18 protein-coding genes are annotated in these 20,508 nt (G+C 70.2%); 11 read left to right on the top strand and 7 right to left on the bottom strand.

What is annotated here, in order from left to right; all coding sequences use genetic code 11:
• Nucleotides 1-4: 4 nt before the first annotated feature.
• Entirely contained in the window at nt 5-910 is a 906-nt protein-coding gene (locus DTO57_RS09150; RefSeq protein ID WP_114118348.1) for an ABC transporter ATP-binding protein, read from the bottom strand.
• Between the two features lie 104 nt (nt 911-1,014).
• On the opposite strand from DTO57_RS09150, the gene dapF reads away from it, so the two are divergent.
• A complete protein-coding gene (gene dapF / locus DTO57_RS09145) occupies nt 1,015-1,854 on the top strand; it encodes a diaminopimelate epimerase (protein WP_114117937.1) in 840 nt (279 codons plus the stop codon).
• A gap of 100 nt (nt 1,855-1,954) precedes the next feature.
• On the opposite strand, the gene DTO57_RS09140 is transcribed toward dapF, so the two are convergent.
• Together DTO57_RS09140 and DTO57_RS09135 are read right to left on the bottom strand one after the other, a co-directional pair.
• Nucleotides 1,955-2,818 (bottom strand): endonuclease domain-containing protein, encoded by an 864-nt coding sequence (locus tag DTO57_RS09140; RefSeq protein ID WP_114117936.1) that lies wholly within the window; start codon nt 2,816-2,818, stop codon nt 1,955-1,957.
• 389 nt (nt 2,819-3,207) lie between these two features.
• Nucleotides 3,208-3,903 carry a LysE/ArgO family amino acid transporter gene (locus tag DTO57_RS09135; RefSeq protein WP_114117935.1) on the bottom strand — a complete coding sequence of 232 codons (696 nt, stop codon included), beginning with the start codon at nt 3,901-3,903 and terminating at the stop codon, nt 3,208-3,210.
• 75 nt (nt 3,904-3,978) lie between these two features.
• On the opposite strand from DTO57_RS09135, the gene DTO57_RS09130 reads away from it, so the two are divergent.
• The gene (locus DTO57_RS09130) at nt 3,979-4,863 is read left to right on the top strand and encodes a LysR family transcriptional regulator ArgP (RefSeq protein ID WP_114117934.1); all 885 of its coding nucleotides are present in this window, start codon (nt 3,979-3,981) and stop codon (nt 4,861-4,863) included.
• 101 nt (nt 4,864-4,964) lie between these two features.
• Here the strand turns inward: DTO57_RS09130 and DTO57_RS09125 are convergent, their stop codons facing one another.
• Nucleotides 4,965-5,570 carry a class I SAM-dependent methyltransferase gene (locus tag DTO57_RS09125; protein WP_114117933.1) on the bottom strand — a complete coding sequence of 202 codons (606 nt, stop codon included), beginning with the start codon at nt 5,568-5,570 and terminating at the stop codon, nt 4,965-4,967.
• Nucleotides 5,571-5,645: 75 nt separating this feature from the next.
• On the opposite strand from DTO57_RS09125, the gene hflX reads away from it, so the two are divergent.
• From hflX to DTO57_RS09110, 3 genes are all read left to right on the top strand, one after another.
• A complete protein-coding gene (gene hflX, locus DTO57_RS09120; protein WP_114117932.1) occupies nt 5,646-7,133 on the top strand; it encodes a GTPase HflX in 1,488 nt (495 codons plus the stop codon).
• 94 nt (nt 7,134-7,227) lie between these two features.
• Complete coding sequence (locus DTO57_RS09115) at nt 7,228-11,121, top strand: Pls/PosA family non-ribosomal peptide synthetase (protein WP_114117931.1); 3,894 nt, start codon at nt 7,228-7,230, stop codon at nt 11,119-11,121.
• Nucleotides 11,118-12,476, top strand: coding sequence for a M1 family metallopeptidase (locus DTO57_RS09110; RefSeq protein ID WP_114117930.1), 1,359 nt, complete (start codon nt 11,118-11,120; stop codon nt 12,474-12,476). The genes DTO57_RS09115 and DTO57_RS09110 overlap by 4 nt, the downstream gene beginning before the upstream one ends.
• Here the strand turns inward: DTO57_RS09110 and DTO57_RS09105 are convergent.
• From DTO57_RS09105 to lexA, 3 genes are read right to left on the bottom strand one after another with little or no spacing between them, the layout of a single operon-like run.
• Nucleotides 12,473-13,069: a 4'-phosphopantetheinyl transferase family protein gene (locus tag DTO57_RS09105; RefSeq protein ID WP_114117929.1), complete on the bottom strand. Its 597-nt coding sequence runs from the start codon at nt 13,067-13,069 to the stop codon at nt 12,473-12,475. The genes DTO57_RS09110 and DTO57_RS09105 overlap by 4 nt on opposite strands.
• Nucleotides 13,066-15,054, bottom strand: a complete 1,989-nt coding sequence (locus DTO57_RS09100) for an alpha/beta hydrolase family protein (protein ID WP_114117928.1) — start codon at nt 15,052-15,054, stop codon at nt 13,066-13,068. Before DTO57_RS09100 ends, DTO57_RS09105 begins: the two co-directional genes overlap by 4 nt.
• Nucleotides 15,055-15,113: 59 nt before the next feature.
• On the bottom strand, nt 15,114-15,794 hold the full coding sequence (gene lexA / locus DTO57_RS09095; protein WP_114117927.1) for a transcriptional repressor LexA: 681 nt from the start codon (nt 15,792-15,794) through the stop codon (nt 15,114-15,116).
• Between the two features lie 197 nt (nt 15,795-15,991).
• Between lexA and DTO57_RS09090 the strand changes: the two genes are divergently transcribed.
• The 6 genes from DTO57_RS09090 (at nt 15,992) to DTO57_RS09065 (ending at nt 20,363) form a co-directional block, all read left to right on the top strand.
• Nucleotides 15,992-16,378 (top strand): LysM peptidoglycan-binding domain-containing protein, encoded by a 387-nt coding sequence (locus tag DTO57_RS09090; RefSeq protein ID WP_114117926.1) that lies wholly within the window; start codon nt 15,992-15,994, stop codon nt 16,376-16,378.
• 25 nt (nt 16,379-16,403) lie between these two features.
• The gene (locus tag DTO57_RS09085; RefSeq protein WP_114117925.1) at nt 16,404-17,486 is read left to right on the top strand and encodes a histidinol-phosphate transaminase; all 1,083 of its coding nucleotides are present in this window, start codon (nt 16,404-16,406) and stop codon (nt 17,484-17,486) included.
• A gap of 11 nt (nt 17,487-17,497) precedes the next feature.
• On the top strand, nt 17,498-18,103 hold the full coding sequence (gene hisB, locus DTO57_RS09080) for an imidazoleglycerol-phosphate dehydratase HisB (RefSeq protein ID WP_114117924.1): 606 nt from the start codon (nt 17,498-17,500) through the stop codon (nt 18,101-18,103).
• Complete coding sequence (hisH, locus tag DTO57_RS09075) at nt 18,103-18,738, top strand: imidazole glycerol phosphate synthase subunit HisH (protein ID WP_114117923.1); 636 nt, start codon at nt 18,103-18,105, stop codon at nt 18,736-18,738. Before hisB ends, hisH begins: the two co-directional genes overlap by 1 nt.
• Nucleotides 18,739-18,829: 91 nt before the next feature.
• Nucleotides 18,830-19,576, top strand: coding sequence for a bifunctional 1-(5-phosphoribosyl)-5-((5-phosphoribosylamino)methylideneamino)imidazole-4-carboxamide isomerase/phosphoribosylanthranilate isomerase PriA (priA, locus tag DTO57_RS09070; RefSeq protein ID WP_114117922.1), 747 nt, complete (start codon nt 18,830-18,832; stop codon nt 19,574-19,576).
• Nucleotides 19,560-20,363: an SseB family protein gene (locus DTO57_RS09065; protein ID WP_114117921.1), complete on the top strand. Its 804-nt coding sequence runs from the start codon at nt 19,560-19,562 to the stop codon at nt 20,361-20,363. Before priA ends, DTO57_RS09065 begins: the two co-directional genes overlap by 17 nt.
• The last annotated feature ends 145 nt before the right edge of the window (nt 20,364-20,508 follow it).

Below are 20,508 nucleotides of genomic sequence, written 5' to 3'. Positions count from 1 at the left end.
TGACTCAGACGGCGCTGCGGTACTCGGTGGCCTCGTCCGTCAGGGCGAGGTAGGCCTCTTCGAGCGAGGCGCTGAGCGGGGTAAGCTCGTGCAACTCGAGGCCCTCGAGGGCCGCGGCACGGGCGATGAGGTGCGACGGGAGCCCCGCCACCTCGAGCGAGTCGGCGGCCGTCTGCGTGATCGTGACGCCGTCGGCGGCGAGCAGGGATCCGAGAACAGTCGCGTCGGAGACGCGCACCCGCACGTTCGGGTTCTCCGCGGCGCGGAGGAACTGGTTCAGCGGGGCATCGGCGAGCACGCGGCCCTTGCCGAGCACGATGATGTGGTCGGCCGTCTGCGCCATCTCGCTCATGAGGTGAGACGAGATGAACACCGTGCGGCCCTCCGCGGCGCGCGCGCGGGCGAAACCGCGCACCCAGTGCACGCCCTCCGGATCCAGGCCGTTGACCGGCTCGTCGAAGATGAGCACCTGCGGGTCGCCGAGCATCGTCGCGGCGATGCCGAGGCGCTGGTGCATTCCGAGCGAGAAGCCGCCGATGCGGCGGTTCGCGACATCGGTGAGGCCCGTGAGATCGAGCACGTCGGCGACGCGCTTCGCGGGGAGTCCGTTGGTTGCGGCCAGGAGGCGGAGGTGGTCGACCGCGCGGCGGCCCGGGTGGGCGGCCTTCGCGTCGAGCAGCGCGCCCGCCTGCGTCATGGGGTCGCGGTGCGACGCGAACGGCTTACCGTTGACGGTCGTGCTGCCGCTCGTGGGGCGATCGAGACCCATAATCATGCGCATCGTCGTCGACTTGCCGGCACCGTTTGGGCCGAGGAAGCCCGTCACCTGGCCGGGGCGAGCGACGAACGACACGTTGTCGACCGCGGTGTGCGAGCCGAAGCGCTTGGTGAGGTTCTCTGCTGTGATCATGATTCCATCGTCGCGAGAATTCATAGCTCGCACATCGGAGGACGGGTGGATCCTTTGTGGTGCGGGGTCATCCCTTGGTATGACATCGCCGTAGACTCGGGGGCATGCCCATCTCGTTCACAAAAGGCCACGGCACCGGCAACGACTTCGTGATCATCGCGGATCCTGACGGGCAGCTCGACCTCTCACCCGAGCAGGTCGCGGCCCTCTGCGACCGCCACTTCGGCATCGGCGCCGACGGGCTCCTGCGCGTGGTGCGCTCGGTCGCCGGCGGCTTCGACTCCGACGCCGAGTGGTTCATGGACTACCGCAACGCCGACGGATCCATCGCCGAGATGTGCGGCAACGGCGTGCGCGTCTTCGCCCGCTACCTCGTCGACTCGGGCCTCGCCTCGATTGAGGCGCCGCTGCCGATCGGCACGCGCGCGGGCACCAAGACCGTCACGCGCAGCGACGATGGTTTCCGCATCGACCTCGGCTTGTGGACGACCGACGGCGGCGAGCCCCTCGTCCGCGCCCGCGGCCTCGACGTGCCGCGCCCCGGCATGAACATTGACCTCGGCAACCCCCACACGGTCGTGGCGCTCGCGAGCGAGGCCGAGCTCGAGGCGCTCGACCTCACCGTCATCCCGCGGATTTCGCCCGAGCCCCCGCACGGCGCGAACGTCGAGTTTGTCGTTCCCGCCCCGGCGCAGGGCGGCGTCGGCCACATCCGCATGCGCGTGTTCGAGCGCGGCGTGGGGGAGACCCTCTCCTGCGGAACCGGAACCGTCGCCGCGGCCCTCGCCGTGCGCGCCTGGGCCGGCGGCACGATCGACGCGTGGCGCGTCGACGTGCCCGGCGGCACCCTCGGCGTCACGATGTTCCCCGGATCCGACGGCGAGCACGTCAGTCTCTCCGGCCCCGCCACCCTGGTCTACACGGGCGAGGTCGCGCTGGCGTAGCGTGCGTCCGCGCCGTTCCCGCGCTTCCCGCGCCGCGAGATTCTGACGATCGCGCGAGATTAGCCGTTTTCGCGATAATCGTCAGAATCTGAGCCGATCGTCAGAATCTCGGCACGCGCGGCTCGCGCGCGAGCCCCTGCGCGATCGCGGCACGGATCTGGCGCTCGACGCGCGGCCAGTCGTACACGATGTCCTGGTATGTGAAGCGAAACACCGTGTATCCCATGAGCGCGAGCTGCCTGTCATGCTCGATATCGCTCCGCCGCTGGCGCGCATCCTTGTGGAACTCGTATCCGTCGATCTGAATCACAAGGTGCGTGCCGATGAGGGCGTCGACCGGGCGCCCTGCGAGCGGCACCTGCTGCACGATCCGGATCCCCGCACGCCGGCACCGCACCGAGAACATCGACTCGACACCCGAATCCGATAGCGCGCTGACCTCCCTCGAGAGCATCGCTCCGGTCTTCGTCGTCCAGGGCATCCGCCCTAGCTCCTCCGAGGTGATGAGTTTCTGCGCAACCGCCGACTCCCACACCGCGAACGCGTCGATGTACGGCAGACGCTTGGCAATGTTGCCGAGCACGTTGGGTAGCGGAGCGACGAGCGACCGCGGCGATCGCTCGACAACCGGGCGGATCCGGTACAGCTGCACCCGCCGATCGATCGGCACGTTCGCATCGGGTGCGACGGCGACGTGGAGGAGCGGATCCGCCGCGAGCGCCGGCGGCAGCCAGAGGCCGTAATGTGCGAGCGCGCTCACGCTCGTTACCCAGCCGCCGCGCCGCGCGGCCGCGCGGAGCGCCTGATCCTTATCGGCGAAGATAGCCCACTTGCGCCGAAGCAGGTCGATCTTCTCGCGCCGTCGCGCGCGAAGTATCTCGCCCGCGCTCCATCCGCGATCGATGAGCGCCTGATAGTGGATCCAGCCGCCGTTGCCGGCGAGGATGGGAGAGAGCCGCCGCATGATGATCCTTTCGTGCTCGAATGCAGAGCACGATTCCGGATCCGGCGGCCGCCCGCTCGCGAAAACCGGCTTTTGTGGAGAACATCACCGCTTTTGGGCCCTGTGGGCACGCTGACCCACCCTCGCGACACGGCCCGCGCGGTCGCGAGACTCTGACGATCGCGCGAGATTAGCCCTTTTCCCCAGAATCGTCAGATCCTCAACTGATCGTCAGAATCTCGGCACGCGACGCGCGGTGGGACGTCGCACCGCATCAGCCGAGCGCACGGGCACGCGCGGTGGCGGTTCCGCATCACGAGACTCTGACGATCGCGCGAGGTTAGCCGTTTTCGCCAGAATCGTCAGATTCTCGACCGATTGCCAGAACCTCGGCACGCGCGCGCCGAGCGTCAGTCGAACGCGAGCACCCCGGCGAGCGCGAACATCATCACGGCGATGACGGCGTCGAGCACGCGCCACGACTTCGGCGAGCGCAGCCAGCGCGCGGCGTAGCGGGCCGCGAAGGTCAGGAACGCGAACCAGATCGCGCTGCCGAGGATCGCGCCGACCGCGAAGAACCAGCGCGCGTCGCCGTAGTTCGTCGAGATGGAGCCGAGAAGCAACACCGTGTCGAGGTAGGTGTGCGGGTTGAGCCAGGTGATCGCGATGCAGGTGAGCGCCGCGGGGAGCAGTGCCGTGCTCGCCTTCACCTTGGCGGGCGCGACGAGCGTCGCGGTCCCGGATCCGGATCCGCCGATGGGCGCCGCGAACGGATCCGCGGGCGCGGATCCGGAATCGATCGCGGATCCGCCGCGGAAGACGCGGATCGCGGCGAGCAGCCCGTAACCGCTCAGGAAGGCGACGCCGGCCCACCGCGCGACGTCGAACAGCCACGGCACCTGCTCGATGACGACGCCGAATCCGCCGACGCCAGCGGAGATGAGAACGACGTCGCTCGCGAGGCAGATCGCGGCCAGGATGATGACGTGGCGGCGGCCATCGGCCGAGTGCTTGATGCCCTCGCGGAGGAGGAAAACGTTCTGCGCGCCGGGTGCGACGATGAGCGAAAGGCACAGTCCAATACCGGCGAGCAGAGCAGTGAGCATGGCTTCCATCGTTGTCGTCGACGTGCGATGATCAAAAGCAGATGAGGATGAACGAAAGCTTGTGAAGGAACGCTTATGTGGATTTCGCCGGAGCTCGCCGAGACGGTAGCGACAATCGTCGACGAGGGATCCTTCGAGCAGGCCGCCCGTCGCCTGCGGATCTCGCCCTCGGCCGTAAGCCAGCGTCTGCGCACGCTCGAGTCACAGCTGGGACGGGTGCTCATCATCCGCTCGCGCCCCATCCGCACGACGCCGGACGGCGCGACGATCGTGCGCCTCGCGCGGCAGTACGCGGCCGTGAGTCACGAGGCGGGGGTGTCCCTCGGCCTCGAGCGTCAGGAGCGCATGCACGTGCCGATCGCCGTCAACGCCGACTCGCTCGCGACCTGGCTGCTACCGGCGCTCGAGGCCGTCACGCACGATCACGACGTGACCTTCGAGCTGCTCCGCGAGGACGAGGCGCGCACCGCCTCGCTGCTCGAATCCGGATCCGCCCTCGCGGCGATCACCTCGCAGAAGCAGCCGATCGCGGGCTGCTCGGTGACGGCCCTCGGATCCACGGAGTACATCGCGGTCGCGACGCCCGCGTTCGTAGCGCGCTGGTTCCCGCGCGGCATCACGCGGGAGGCGCTCGCCGCGGCGCCCGCGATCGAGTTCGACCGTTCCGACGACGTGCAGGCCGATTGGCTGCGGTCGCTGGGGGCGGATCCGGCGCTCGCGCCCCGGCACTATGTGCCGGCGTCGGAGGATTACGCGGCGGCGGTGCGCCTCAGCATGGGGTGGGGGATGCTGCCGCCCGCGCAGGCGCAGGCGTCGCTCGACCGGGGCACGCTCACCCGTATCGGTGGCGACGACGTGCGCGAGCCGCTGTTCTGGCAGCAGTGGAACATCGACTCGTCGGTTCTGCACGCACTGCAACAGCAGGTCGTGACGCACGCGCGGGCCGCGCTCGCGTCGTGAGATTCTGACGATCGGCCGAGATTCTGACGATTATCGCGAAATCCGCGGATCTCGGCCGAAAGTCAGAACCTCGCCGCCCGCCCACGAAACCAGAGCGACCCTCAGGCCGGCCGCCGCACCTTCAGCACGCGGAACCCCTTGCTGATCGCATGGCGATGCGTCGCTAGGTCGGGGAAGGTGTCGTCGATCCACCGCTGCAGCGAATCGCTGCCGAGGTTCTTCTGCACGACCATGTACGCGTCGCCGCCCACGTCGAGGCGGGGGAGCCAAGTCTCGAGCAGCTCGTGCAGGGCGGGCTTGCCGATGCGGATCGGCGGGTTCGAGCGGATCGTGCGGAACGACAGATCGGCGGGGATCTCGTCGGCGGTCACGGCGCGGATGTTGTCGAGCCCGAGCTCCGCGGCGTTGCGGCGCACGAGGTCGAGCGCGCGCTCGTTCACGTCGAGCGCCCAGATGCGCGCGTGGGGCGACTGCATCGCGAGGGCGAGGGAGATCGCGCCCCAGCCGCAGCCGATGTCAAGGATGTCGCCGCCGGGAGGTGCGTCGGGTGAATTCGCCAGAAGAACCTCGGTGCCCTTGTCGAGGTGACCGGGGCTGAATACACCACTTGCGGTCGTGACGTCGACCTCGCGGCCGGCGAGGGCTACGCGGATCCGTCGGAGTTCTTCGGGGCTCGAGGGCTGGGCACTGAAGTAGTGATCCGCCATGGGGTGCGAGTTTAGCGGAGCCGGCTGGGATGCAGAAGAGATAAAATAGAGGGCTAGACCTACGAAAGGCACCACTTGCCCGAAACCACAGGCACCGACGACGTCGTCGACCGGATCATTTCCCGAGACGAAGCGCACAGCACCTCGCGCGTGTTTGGCACGGCCCAGGCCCTGCAAGACAGCAACACCATCTACGACGACGGCCAGCAGTGGGATCTTCAGGATCGCCACTCGCTCCGCCGCGTCGTCGGTCTTTCGACCGAGCTCGAAGACGTCACCGAGGTCGAGTACCGCCAGGTGCGCATGGAGAACGTCGTCCTCGTGGGCGTCTACCGTGCCGGCACGCTGGAAGACGCGGAGAACTCGCTCCAGGAGCTTGCGGCGCTCGCCGAAACGGCCGGATCCGTCGTGCTCGATGGCGTGCTCCAGCGCCGCCCGAACCCGGATCCCGCGACCTACATCGGCCGCGGAAAGGCCGAGGAGCTGAAGCAGATCGTCGATTCGGTCGGTGCCGACACCGTCATCGCCGACACCGAGCTCGCGCCCAGCCAGCGCCGCGCGCTCGAGGACGTCATCAAGGTGAAGGTCATCGACCGCACCGCCGTGATCCTCGACATCTTCGCTCAACACGCCAAGACCCGCGAGGGCAAGGCCCAGGTCGAGCTCGCCCAGCTCGAGTACCTCCTGCCGCGACTGCGCGGTTGGGGTGACTCGATGAGTCGCCAGGCGGGTGGCCAGGTCGGTGCCGCGGGCGCGGGTATGGGATCCCGAGGCCCTGGTGAGACGAAGATCGAGCTCGATCGCCGACGGATCCGCGACCGCATGGCGCTGCTACGCCGCCAGATCCGCAGTTTCGCGCCGGCCCGCGAGGCCAAGCGCGCCGAGCGCGACCGCAATAAGGTTCCCTCGGTCGCGATCGCGGGCTACACGAACGCCGGTAAGTCGAGCCTCCTGAACCGCCTCACGAACGCGGGCGTGCTCGTCGAAAACGCCCTGTTCGCGACGCTGGATTCGACGGTGCGCCGCACCGAGACGGCCGACGGCCGCGTCTTCACGCTGGCCGACACCGTCGGCTTCGTGCGCAACCTCCCGCACCAGCTCGTCGAGGCGTTCCGCTCGACGCTGGAGGAGGTCGCGGGCGCCGACCTGATCGTCCACGTGGTCGACGGCAGCCACCCGGATCCGGCGAGCCAGATCCAGACAGTCCACGACGTGCTCGCGGAAGTTGACGCGCGCGCGATCCCCGAGATCGTCGTCTTCAACAAGATGGATCTCGTCTCCGACGACGACCGCCTCGTCCTGGCGGGCCTGGCGCCGAAGGCCGTCTTCGTGTCGAGCCGCACGGGCGAGGGCATCGCCGAGCTTCGCAGCATCGTCGAGGACGCGCTTCCGCTGCCCGACGTCGAGGTCTCGGCGCTCGTGCCGTACAGCCGCGGCGACCTGATCTCGCATATCCACGAGGAGGGCCAGTTCCTCGAGCAGCGCCACGAGGCCGAGGGCACGTTCGTGCGCGTCCGCGTCAACGCGCGACTTGCCGCCGAACTCGAGGCCTTCGCCGCCTGACCGGGGAGTTTCCCCACGGTTACCCGAGGTCGGCTAAGGTATGCGGCCAGCGGCCGAGGGGCCGCCTCACCAGCAATTGAGGACAGAGCCCACGATGCAAGACACGTTCGATCGTTCGCACGCGACGCCCGAACCCCGCACCCTCTTCGACGTCATTCGGGAGTCGGCCACGGCCCACCCATCGGCCTCGGCGCTGGAGGATGAGCGGGGCGCGCTGAGCTACGAAGAGCTCCTCTCGCTCGTCGAGCAGACGGCCGGGCGCCTGACGGCGCTCGGCGTCCGCCGCGGTGACAAGGTGGGCGTGCGCATGCCGTCCGGCGACCGCGAGCTGTACATCGTGATCCTCGGCATCATGGCCGCGGGCGCGGCGTACGTGCCGGTCGACGCCGATGACCCGCAGGAGCGCGCCGACCTCGTCTTCGGCGAGGCGCACGTGCGCGGCATCGTCCGCGACGGCGGAATCTTCGTGCCGCAGGGCGACGCCGTCGCCGGCGACCTGTTCTCGGACGACGCGCCGTCGGACGTCCCCGACGAGCCGACCCCGACCGACGACGCGTGGATCATCTTCACCTCCGGATCCACGGGTGTGCCGAAGGGCGTCGCCGTCTCGCACCGCTCTGCGGCCGCGTTCGTCGACGCGGAGGCGCGCCTGTTCCTGCAGGACGCCCCGCTCGGCCCCGGCGACCGCGTGCTCGCCGGCCTCTCGGTCGCGTTCGACGCGTCGTGCGAGGAGATGTGGCTCGCGTGGGCGCACTCGGCCTGCCTCGTGCCGGCGCCGCGCGCGCTCGTGCGCTCGGGCGAGGACCTCGGCCCGTGGCTCGTGGGCCACGGCATCACGGTCGTGTCGACGGTTCCGACCCTCGCGGCCCTCTGGCCCGAGGACGCCATCGAGAACCTTCGCCTGCTGATCTTCGGCGGCGAGGCGTTGCCGCCCGAGCTGTCGAACCGCCTCATCAGCTCCGAGCGCGAGGTCTGGAACACCTACGGCCCGACCGAGGCGACGGTCGTCGCGTGTGCCGCGAAGATGGACGGCACGACGCCGATCCGCATCGGCCTGCCCCTCGACGGCTGGGAGCTCGCGGTCGTCGATACCGACGGCAACCGGGTCGCCGAGGGCGAGTCCGGCGAGCTGATCATCGGTGGCGTCGGCCTTGCCCGATACCTGGATCCGGCGAAGGATGCCGAGAAGTACGCCCCCATGCCGTCGCTCGGCTGGGACCGCGCGTACCGCTCGGGCGACCTCGTGCGGCTCGAGGAGGCGGGCCTCGTCTTCCAGGGCCGTGCCGACGACCAGGTGAAGATCGGCGGCCGCCGCATCGAGCTCGGCGAGGTCGAGGCGGCCCTGCAGAACCTCTCGTCCGTGACGGCGGCGACCGTCGCGGTGCGTCACTCCGAGGGCGGCATGGCGATGCTTGTCGGCTACGTCGTGCCGGCGGACGAGAACTTCGACCGCGGCGCCGCGCGCGCCGAGCTCTCCGAGTCGCTGCCCGCGCCCCTCATCCCGGTGCTCGCGGTGATGGAGAGCCTCCCGGTGCGAACCTCCGGCAAGGTCGACAAGGCGGCCCTCCCGTGGCCGCTCGTCGGATCCGATGACGAGACCTCGTCGCTGTCCGGCACGGCCGCCTGGCTGGCTGAGCAGTGGGCCGCGGTGCTCGGCATCCGCCCCAACGACGACAAGGCCGACTTCTTCGAGCTCGGCGGCGGATCCCTCGCCGCGGCGCAGCTCGTGTCGCGGATCCGAACCCGCGCGGCCGAGTTCACGATGGCCGACATCTACGACCTGCCCCGCCTCGGCAAGATGGCCGAGGCGATCGGCGACGAGGAAGACGCGACGGGCGAGGCGAACTACCACTCGTCGACCCCGACGCCGCGCCGCATGCAGTGGGTGCAGACGATCCTCGGCGTGCCGCTGTTCATCCTGACGGGCGCCCGCTGGATGACCTGGCTGCTGACGGCGAGCTGGATCCTCGGCCTCGTTCCGGGCTTCGAGGCGCTGCCCTCGGCGCCCGTCGGCGTGATCATCGCGGGCCTCGTGCTCTTCGCGACCCCGTTCGGCCGCATGGGCATTTCGGCGCTCGCGGCCCGGATCCTGCTCGCGGGGGTGCGCCCTGGCGACTACCCGCGCGGCGGCGGTGTGCACTTGCGCATCTGGCTCGCCGAGCAGATCTCGCACCAGGTGGATCCGGTCGGCCTCGTCGGCGCACCCTGGGTCTCGTACTACGCCCGCGCCCTCGGGGCGACGATCGGCCGCGACGTCGACCTGCACACCCTCCCGCCCGTGACCGGCTTCCTCGAGGTCGGCGATGGCGCGTCGATCGAGCCCGAGGTCGACCTGTCCGGCATCTGGATCGACGGCGACACCGTGCGCGTCGGCGGCATCCAGATCGGCGCTGGCTCGACCGTCGGCGCGCGCAGCACCCTGGCCCCCGGCGCGAAGATCGGCCGCGGCGCGGAGGTAGCCCCCGGATCCGCGATCTTCGGTCGCGTGAAGGCGAACCAGCGCTGGGCCGGATCCCCCGCCGTTCGCGTCGGCGCCGCGCGCGATGACGTCGCCCGCCCGCCCGCGCCGACGCGCTGGCTCTGGGCGTACGGCCTATCGTCGGTCGTGCTCGGCCTGCTCCCGTTCGTCGCCTTCTCGGCGGGCGGTCTCGTGATCGCCGCGGGGATCCGCGGGGCGCGCGACCTCGGCGAGGCGATCCCGGGCGCGCTCATCTGGCTCGTCCCGGCCGTGCTCGTCGCCGGCCTCGTCTTCGCGCTCTGCGTCATCCTCCTCGTGCGGCTCCTCGCGATCGGCCTGAAGCCCGGCACGTACCCCGTGCGCAGCCGCGTCGCCTGGCAGGCGTGGACGACCGAGCGACTGCTCGACTCGTCGCGCACCCTGCTCTTCCCGATCTACTCAAGCCTCTTCACAGCCACCTGGCTGCGCATGCTCGGCGCGCGCGTCGGCCACGACGTCGAGGCCTCGACCGTTCTGCTGATCCCCGCGCTCACGCGCATCGACGACGGCGCCTTCCTCGCCGACGACACGATGGTGGCCACTTACGAGCTGCACGGCGGCTGGATGCACCTCGCGAAGGCCCGCATCGGCAAGCGCGCGTTCCTCGGCAACTCGGGCCTCGCGGCCGCGGGCCACACGGTTCCGAAGAACTCACTCGTCGCGGTGCTCTCGGTCGCGCCCGACAAGGCAAAGTCCGGATCCAGTTGGCTCGGCTCGCCGGCCGTGCGCCTGCGCCGCGTCGTCAACGAGTCGGACATGGAGCGCACCTACCGCCCCCGCAAGGGCCTGCGCGTGGCGCGCACGCTTTGGGAGCTGTGCCGCATCGTTCCGGTCTTCGTGACCTGCGCCCTCGGCCTCGTCGTCATGGGCACCCTGACCGCGATGATCGACAACTGGGGCGTGCTGATCGCGTGCCTGCTCTCCGGCGTCGTCATGATCGTCGCCGGCGCGATCGCTGCGGCCATCGCGACGATCGCGAAGTGGGTTTTCGTCGGCGTGATTCGCCCGGGCGAGCACCCGCTGTGGTCGAGCTTCGTGTGGCGCACCGAGGTATCGGACGTCTTCACCGAGATGCTCGCGGCGCCCTGGTTTGCCAACGCCGCGGCGGGAACGCCGGCCCTCGCGATGTGGCTGCGCTCGCTCGGCGCGAAGATCGGTCGAGGCGTCTGGACCGACAGTTACTGGCTGCCGGAACCCGACCTCGTGACCCTCGGCGACGGTGCGACGGTGAACCGCGGATGTGTGGTTCAGACGCATTTGTTCCATGATCGAGTGATGAGCATCGACACCGCCGTCCTCGAAAAGGGGGCAACGCTGGGGCCGCACAGCGTGATCCTGCCGGCCGCAACCATCGGAGCCGACGCGACTGTCGGGCCCGCCTCGCTCGTCATGCGCGGCGAGACGGTTCCCGTCGGCAGCCGCTGGAGCGGTAACCCGATCGGGCCGTGGCGCGCCGTCAAGGTCCGCGCATACCAGGAGGACGCCGAGTGAGGTCCCGCGCACGGCATACGAGCGCAGACGACTACACCCCTGGCGTCGGCGACGACCGTTTCTCGACGACGCACGTTGACCTCGACATTGCCTACAAGGTGTCGAACAACCGGTTCTCGGCGCGTGCCGAGATCACGGGAACGGCCCTCGAGGCCACGTCGGAGATCGCCTTCGACCTCTCGAACCTCAAGGTCAGCCGCGTCAAGGTCGCGGGCGACCGCCGCGCCCGGTTCGCGCAGCGCCGCGACCGCCTCATAATCACGCTGTCGTCGGAGCTCGCGGCGGGCGACGAGTTCGTCGTCACGATCGACTACGCGGGCTCGCCGAAGCCGCGCCGCTCGCCGTGGGGGCCGCTCGGATGGGAGGAGCTGGAGGACGGCGCGACCGTCGCCTCGCAGCCCAACGGCGCCTCGACGTGGTTCCCCTGCAATGACCACCCGCGCGACAAGGCGACGTACGCGATCCGGATCCAGACCGAGACGCTCTACGACGTCGTCGCGGGTAGCCGGCGCGAGAACCGCCCCCGCGGCGGCACCCGCGCGTGGGCCTTCGCTCTCGACCAGCCGACGGCGGCCTACCTTGTGCCGTTGCAGATCGGGCGCTACACGAGCGAGAGTGTCGAGCTCGACGGCGTGCCGGGCGAGCTGCACTATCCGCCGATGCTCGCCCAGCGCGTGCGGAAGGACTTCGGCCGCCTGGGCGAGATGGTCGCGGTGTTCCAGGAGACGTTCGGGCCGTACCCGTTCGACGACTACACGGTCGTCGTGACGGCCGACGAGCTCGAGATTCCGCTCGAGATGCAGGGCGGCGCCGTCTTCGGCGAGAACCTCATCGACGGCAAGGGCACCTTCGACCGCCTCGTCGCCCACGAGCTCGCCCACCAGTGGTTCGGCAACTCGGTCGGCCTCACGGTCTGGCGCGACATCTGGCTGAACGAGGGGCCAGCCTGCTATGCCGAGTGGGTGTGGGCCGAGGCCTCGGGCGGCGAGACCGCGCACGCCCTCGCCCTCGCACACTACAAGCGGCTGGCGGCACGCGACCAGGATCTCGTGCTCGTGGATCCGGGCGCCGACGAGATGTTCGACGACCGCGTCTACAAGCGCGGCGCGCTCATGCTGCACTCGCTGCGCCTCACGTTCGGCGACGAGACGTTCTTCGAGATGATGCGGCAGTGGACGCAGCGCTTCGCCCACCGGACCGCGACGACGCACGACTTCGTGCGCCTGGCGGAGGAGATCTCGGGCCGCGACCTGAGCGACTTCTTCGAGGCGTGGCTCTCGCAGAAGAAGCTCCCGTCGCTGCCGAAGACGAAGCTGCCGAACAAGCCGGCGACCGACCTGGGCGTCGAGGTCTAACGCGCGAACGCGAGCGTCGCGGTGTAGCCCGCGGGCGCGCCCGCGTCGCGCACCTCGAGGGGATCCGCGCGGCCGGGCACGACCGCCCGGTCGGCTGCGATCGCGACGCGCTCGGGCGAGACGTTGAGCCCCCGACCGTCGGCCTTCACGGCGGCCTCGATCGCCGTCCAGCGGCGCCGGGTCGGCGGGGCCGAGGGCGCGAAGAGGGCGACGAGGTCGCCCAGGACCTCGTCGGGCGGTCCGGCCTCGACATCGATCCCGAGCGCGGCGACGACCGCCGAGGGGGCCGCCGCGGCCGCGACGAGACCGCCGCTGTAGCTGAGGCTCACGACGACGGGTGCCGCGGTCGCGCGCGGTGCCCCGTGATCCGTGGATCCGCACCGCTCGCAACGCGCCTCGATCGCCGGATCCGCGCCCGGGGCGATCGCGGAGACGAGCTCGCGGAGGATACGGCGCCCTTCGACGAAGCGCGTGCGGCGGACGCCCTCGAGGCGCGCGGCGCGCTCGAGCTCGCGCGCCGAGAGCCACGGGGCGTCGGCGGGGGACGCGCCGGCCAGGGCGTACGCGACGAGCGCGTCGCCGATGCGGATCATCGCGAGAGGTCGAGCCCGTCGATGCCCGGCGTCTCGAAGCCGAGCACCTGCCCGAGGAACGACAGCTCGCTCTCGAACGATCGCACAATCGTCTCGGCCTGGCGGAAGCCGTGGCTCTCGCCCTCGAAGAGCAGGTACGCGTGGGGCACTCCGTTGGCGGCGACGGCGTCGCGGAGCGACTCCGACTGCGACGGCGGCACGACGGGGTCGTCGGCGCCCTGCAGGATGAGCAGCGGCGTCTGCAGCTTCTCGGGATGGGAGAGCGGCGAGCGGTCGATGTACTCCTGCTCGGCCTCGGGGTAGGGGCCGACGAGCGAGTCGAGGTAGCGCGCCTCGAAGTCGTGCGTCTCGGCGAGCAGCAGGCGCAGGTCGGCGACGCCGTACCGGCTGATGCCCGCCGCGAACACGTCGGTGTCGGCGAGGGCGCACAGCACCGTCCACCCGCCCGCGGATCCGCCCTTGATGGCGATGCGCTCGGGGTCGGCGAGGCCCTCGGCGACGAGGCCGCGCACAGCGGTCGCGACGTCCTGCACGTCGACGATGCCCCAGCCGCCCGCGAGGCGCTCGCGGTAGGGGCGGCCGTAGCCGGACGAGCCACCGTAGTTGACGTCGAGCACGCCGATGCCGCGGCTCGTGAAGAACGCGGCGTTCTGCGAGAGGTCGCCGGTGACGTGGCCCGTCGGCCCGCCGTGCACGAGCACGAGCACTGGGGGCAGCTCGTCCGCAAGGCCCTGCAGATCGCCGTTCTTCGGCGGGTAGTAGAACGAGTGCACGGGGCCGAGCGGTCCCTCGGAGGTCTTCGGCTCGGCGACCGAGTGCACGCCGGCCGACAGGTCGACCTCGCCGCCGCGCAGCGCGCGGAGCGACCGCGCCGACACATCGAGCTCCCACAGCCCGCCCGGCACCGCGGATCCGGCGCCCGTGAGCAGCGCGCGGCGGCCGCGCACGTCGTGGATTTGCACGTCGCCCGTCAGCGGCGTCTCGAGCTCGGCGACGGCGCCGGAGACGGGATCGATGAGCATGAGGCGCGAGCGGCCATCGGTGATGACGGCGACGATGTTGCCGTCATCGAGCGGGGCGTACCAGCGCGAGCCGAGGCTCCAGAGCGGGCCGCCGGTGTCGCCGTCGACCGCGTGGATGGGCTCGGGGGCCGCGTGCGCGAGCCCGTCGTCGAAGCGGATCCGGAAGAGGTTCCAGCGCGAGGTCCACGAGCGATCGGCGCGCGCGGCGGCCGACGGCGGATCCTGCGTGAACAGCAGCTCGTCGTCGCTCAGCCACTCGGGCTGCAGCACCGAGACGTTCTGCCCGCGCGAGGCGGCGCGGCCGCCGGCGACCCGCACCCACTCGGCTACGGATCCGTCGTCACCGAGCGTGCCGACGCGCAGCTCGGCCGCGTCCCAGGGCATGTCGGGGTGATCCCACGCGATCCAGGCGATGCGCCCGGCGCGCGGGGCGGGGTAGGCGAGGAAGTCGCTGCCCGCGACGACGACGGTGACGGCCGCGGCGTCGTCCGACGCGGATCCGTCGATAGGGATCCGGACGATCTCGCGCAGCGGCGTGCCGTGCGCCTCGATGTGCGTCTCGCGCACGCCCCACAGGGCGCCCTCGGCCCAGACGAGGTCTCCGTGCGCGAACCGCGCATCGGCGGGGGTGAGCGGGGTGGGCTCGGAGCCGGGCACTGCGCGGTACACGCGCTGATCGCGCTGCTCGACGAAGGCGAAGCTCTCGCCCTCGAGCATCACCCACGCGCCGCCGCCGTACTCGTGCACCCGCGACCGCGAGCTCCACGGGGCAGGGAGGACCGGGGTCTCTCCGGAACCGCGCATGATCGCGGTGCGACCGCGCTCCGCGGGAACCGATTCGGCCCACCACACCTCGTCGCCGACGTACTGCGCGTGACCGAGGCGCAGCGAGCCCGTCGGCATGTCGGCGGGGGCGATCGGTGAGGGCCAGGATCCGTAGGGGAGGCGGTCGTTGGTGCTCATACCCCCACGCTATGCCAGACCCCCGACACGCGCACCAGGAGCGCGGGACGGGGTGTCGCTTAGACGGCTCGCATGACGGCGACGACGCGGCCGAGAATGACCGCCTCATCGCCGAGGATCGGCTCGAACGCCGAGTTGCGGGGGAGGAGCCACACGTGGTTGTCGCGCTGGCGGAACGTCTTGACGGTCGCCTCACCGTCGAGCATGGCCGCGACGATCTCGCCGTTCTCGGCGGTGTGCTGCGTGCGCACCACGACCCAGTCGCCGTCGCAGATGGCCGCGTCGATCATCGAGTCGCCGGCGACCTTGAGCATGAAGAGCTCCCCGCCACCGACGAGCTGGCGGGGCAGGGGGAAGATCTCCTCGACCTGCTGCTCGGCAGTGATCGGCACACCCGCCGCGATGCGGCCGACGAGCGGCACCATCGCCGCGTCGCCCACGGCCGGGGCGGAGTCGGACGGGTTCTCGGTCGACATGCTGGGCAGGTCGACGAGCACCTCCATCGCGCGAGTCTTGCCGGGGTCGCGGCGCAGGTAGCCGCTCAGCTCGAGCTGGCCGAGCTGGTGCGTGACGCTCGAGAGCGACTTGAGGCCGACGGCGTCGCCGATCTCGCGCATGCTCGGCGGGTAGCCGTTGACCTGGATCGATCGCTGGATGACCTCGAGGATCGCGAGCTGTTTCTCGCTGAGGCTCTTGCGTCGGCGGTTCTTCGTTGCCGGCTGCGGGGACGTGGCGCTCATCCGCTCGCTCCTTCGAATGTCAGTGGTTGCTGATGAAGTGATCAGCGTCTCGAACAACGGTACCGGAAGTCATCGGATCTTCGACAGATTTGTTCGAGAGTGTCGTTTTTGAACAGGAAAAAGTTTCGAATTGCCTCTTGACAGGTTCGAAGATTCGAAGATAGATTCGGAACATCACTACGAGAGAAGGTTGCGTGATGAACACCATCACTCCTGCGGCGTCTTCGCACCAGGTTTCGACCCCTTCGGGTCAGGCCACGCGCACCCGCCTGCGTATTACCCGTCGCGGCCGCCGGGTCGTGGCAATGCTCGCTGCGACACCGCTGGTGGCGGCCGCGGCGATCGCGATCATCAACGGGGGCGCCGCCCTCGGTTCGAATGAGCAGGGCGTGTCCGCCGACGCGTTCGATTCGGTCACGGTGATGCCGGGCGACACCCTCTGGTCGATCGCCGAAGACGTCGCGCCCCAGGAAGACCCCCGCGACGTCGTCGACGAGATCTCTGACCTCAACCGCCTGTCGTCGTCGACCGTCGACACGGGCCAGCGTCTGTTCCTCCCGATTGCGTACTCGGCGGGGCACTGAGTTCCGCGGTCGGTAGCATGGGACTGTGACCGTATCTCTTGACGATTTGCCCATCCGCGACGATCTTCGCGGACAGAAGCCCTATGGCGCGCCCCAGGTGCCGCTGCCTATCGCTCTGAACGTCAACGAGAACACCCATCCGATCCCGGCCGATGTCGCGGAAGACATCGCCGATTCGGTCGCGCGGGCGATCACTGGCCTCAACCGTTACCCCGACCGCGAGTTCACCGAGCTCCGCGAGTCGTTCGCCGCCTACCTCGGCCACAACCTCTCGGCCGAGCAGATCTGGGCTGGTAACGGCTCGAACGAGGTGCTGCAGCACCTCCTCCAGGCCTTCGCAGGCCCCGGCCGCACCGCCTTCGGCTTCGCCCCGACCTACTCGATGTACTCGCTCCTCGCGCGCGGCGTGGGGTCGGAGTGGATCGCCGGAACGCGCGGCGCGCGCTTCGAGATCACGCCCGACGACGCCGCACGCCAGGTGCGCGAGGCCGATCCCGACGTGATCTTCCTCTGCTCGCCGAACAACCCGACCGGCACCCCGATGTCGCTCGACGTCATCGAGGCCGTCTACGAGGCGAGCCGCGGCATCGTGATCGTTGACGAGGCCTACCACGAGTTCGCGTCGGCAGACACGCCGTCGGCGCTGACCCTCCTGCCCGGCCGCGAGCGCCTCGTTATCTCGCGCACGATGAGCAAGGCCTTCGCCTTCGCGGGTGCCCGCGTCGGCTATCTCGCCGCCGACCCCGCCGTGGTCGACGCGTTGCGGCTCGTTCGCCTGCCGTACCACCTGAGCGCCGTGACCCAGGCGGCCGCGACGGCCGCGCTGCGCCACAGCGAGACGATGCTGCGCACGGTCGCCGAGATCGTCGAGCAGCGCGACCGCATCTCCGCGACGCTCGCGGCCCTCGGTTACGACCCGTACGAGTCGGGCAGCAACTTCGTGCTCTTCGGCGGCGTCGCCGACCCGCACGAGACGTGGCGCCGCCTGTGCGATCAGGGCGTCCTGATCCGAGACATCGGCATCCCCGGCCACCTGCGCGTCTCCGCCGGAACCGAAGAAGAGACCACCGCCTTCCTGGACGCGCTGGCGCGCCTCCGCGACGAATAGGAACCACAGTCATGACCACTGCGCGCACCGCGTCCCGCACCCGCTCGACCAGCGAGTCGTCGATCGAGCTCTCGCTCAACCTTGACGGCACGGGCAAGAGCAACATCTCGACCTCGGTCCCGTTCTTCGACCACATGCTGACGGCGTTCGCGAAGCACTCGCTGACCGACCTCACCGTGGTCTCGACGGGCGACACCCACATCGACGTTCACCACACTGTGGAAGACACGGCGATCGTTCTCGGCCAGGCCATCCGCGAGGCGCTGGGCGACAAGTCCGGCATCTCGCGCTACGGCGACGCCCTCGTGCCGCTCGACGAGTCGCTCGCTCAGGCGGTCGTCGACATCTCCGGCCGCCCCTACCTCGTCCACACGGGCGAGCCCGCCGGCTTCGAGATGCACCTCATCGGCGGCCACTTCACGGGCTCGATGGTGCGCCACGCGTTCGAGGCGATCACGTTCCACGCGGGCCTCACCGTCCACGTCAACCTCATCGCCGGCCGCGACCCGCACCACATCGCCGAGGCCGAGTTCAAGGCCTTCGCGCGCGCGTTCCGCCAGGCGAAGGCGCTCGACCCGCTCGTCGACGGGATTCCGTCGACCAAGGGTGCCCTCTAATGGCGGATAAGCCGACAGTCGCGGTCCTCGACTACGGCTCGGGCAACGTCCACTCGGCCGTCAAGGCGCTCGAGAGCGCCGGCGCCGAGGTCACGCTGACGCGCGACCGCCAGGCCGTCATGGACGCCGACGGCCTGCTCGTTCCCGGCGTCGGCGCGTTCGGCGCGGTCATGGAGCAGCTGAACGCCATCCGCGGCGGCGAGCTCATCGAGCGCCGCCTCGCCGGCGGCCGCCCCGTGCTGGGCATCTGCGTCGGCATGCAGGTCATGTTCGAGCGTGGCGTCGAGCGCGGCAATGACATCGAGGGCCTCGGCGAGTGGCGCGGCACGGTGCGCGAGCTCGAGGCGCCCGTCGTCCCGCACATGGGCTGGAGCACCGTCGAGGTCGGCGAGGGCTCGCGCCTGTTCGCGGGCCTCGAAGACGAGCGCTTCTACTTCGTGCACTCGTTCGCGGCGCAGGACTGGACCCTCGAGGTCGACAAGCCCTTCCGCGAGCCCGCGGTGACGTGGTCGACCCACGGCAGTCGCTTCATCGCGGCGGTCGAGAACGGCCCGCTCTCGGCGACGCAGTTCCACCCCGAAAAGTCGGGGGAGGCCGGAATCGCGCTGCTTCGCAACTGGCTCGGCACCCTCTGACCGCGCCGCCGGAATTGGCACCCGCGCCGATCCGGTCTAGCCTTATCGCTTGTGTGCCTCGTGGGAGGGTCCCGCGGCCACAACTGGAGAGATGAACGACTTCGCATCGACACCCCGTCTGACCCTTCTTCCCGCGGTGGACGTCGCCGGCGGCAAGGCCGTGCGCCTGACGCAGGGCGAGGCCGGCAGTGAGACCAGCTACGGTGACCCCATCGAGGCCGCCGAGCAGTGGCGCGACCAGGGCGCCGAGTGGCTCCACCTGGTCGACCTCGACGCGGCCTTCGGTCGCGGCCAGAACACGGCCGTGATGCGTAAGGTCATCAAGCACATGAAGGGCGTGAGCGTCGAGATCTCGGGTGGTATCCGTGACGACGCTTCGCTCGAGGCCGCACTCGAGTCGGGCGCCACGCGCGTCAACCTCGGCACGGCTGCCCTCGAGAACCCCGACTGGACCGAGGCCGTCATCGCCCGCTACGGCGAGGCCGTCGCAGTGGGCCTCGACGTGCGCGGCACGACGCTCTCGGCCCGCGGCTGGACGCAGGACGGCGGCGACCTCTGGGACGTGCTGGCACGCCTCGAGAAGGCCGGCTGCGCCCGCTACGTCGTGACCGACGTGACGAAGGACGGCACGCTCAAGGGCCCGAACCTCGACCTGCTTCGCCAGATGGCCGAGCGCACCGACCGGCCGATCGTCGCCTCGGGTGGCGTGTCGAGCCTCGACGACATCGCCGCGCTGCGCGATCTCGTTCCGCTGGGTGTCGAGGGCGCGATCGTCGGAAAGGCTCTCTACGCGGGCGCCTTCACGCTCGCCGAGGCCCTGGATGTCGCCGCACTCTGAACAGGACGGAGTTCCCCGCGAGCTGCCAGCGCACCTCGCGGGGAACGTCGCCGACTCCGCCGGTCAGGCGTGGGAGGGGCGTACCTTTACGCCCAACCCCGCGGCCGGCGATGACGGATCCGCGGATCCCGCGCTCTGGGACGCGCTCACCCGCTTCCGCGCGGGGGAGGGCGACCAGGTAGCGGTCGTCGACGCGCTCCGGCGCGCGCGCGTGCTCGTGCCGCTCGTGGCCGAGAAGGGTGACGAGGGCGTGGGCCCGACGGGCCTCGCCGTCGACAAGACGCAGGAGCTGTCGATCGTGACGGTCGCGGCCCCCGACGGCCGCAAGGTCCTGCCCGCCTTCACCTGTGTCGAGACGATGCAGGCCTGGAACCCGCTCGCGCGACCGATCCCAGTCGCGGGCACCCGCGCCGCGCTCGCGGCGGCGGGGGAGGACACCGACCTCGTCGTCGTGGATCCGACCAGCCCGACCGAGTTCGTCGTGCGCCGCCCCGCCGTGTGGGCGATCGCGCAGGAGCAGGGCTGGGTGCCCGCGTGGCTGAGCCCCGAGGTCGCGACGGCGTTCCACGAGTCGATCGGATCCGAGCTCGCGGTGCACGACATTCAGCTCGCCGCGGGCGACCCTGCGGCGCGGCTCCAGGGCCCCGAGCTCACGGTCATCCTCACCCTCACGACGGGCCTCGAGCGCGACGAGCTCGACACGGTTCTGGGGCGCCTCGCGCGCCGCTGGGCCGCCGACGACCGCATCGCGGTGCTCGTCGACAGCATGCAGGTCAGCCTGCGCTGAAGTAGGCACAAGAAGAATGGGGCACCCGAGGTGCCCCATTCCCTGCGCTGAAGAAAGCACAAGAAGAATGGGGCACCCGAGATGCCCCATTCCCTGCGCTGAAGAAAGCACAAGAAGAATGGGGCACCCGAGGTGCCCCATTCTT

The sequence above is a fragment of the Microbacterium sorbitolivorans genome, from assembly GCF_003327285.1.
Taxonomy (GTDB): Bacteria; Actinomycetota; Actinomycetes; order Actinomycetales; family Microbacteriaceae; genus Microbacterium; species Microbacterium sorbitolivorans.
Note: the sequence above shows the minus strand (reverse complement) of the source record. Positions and strands in the feature narration are given on the sequence as shown.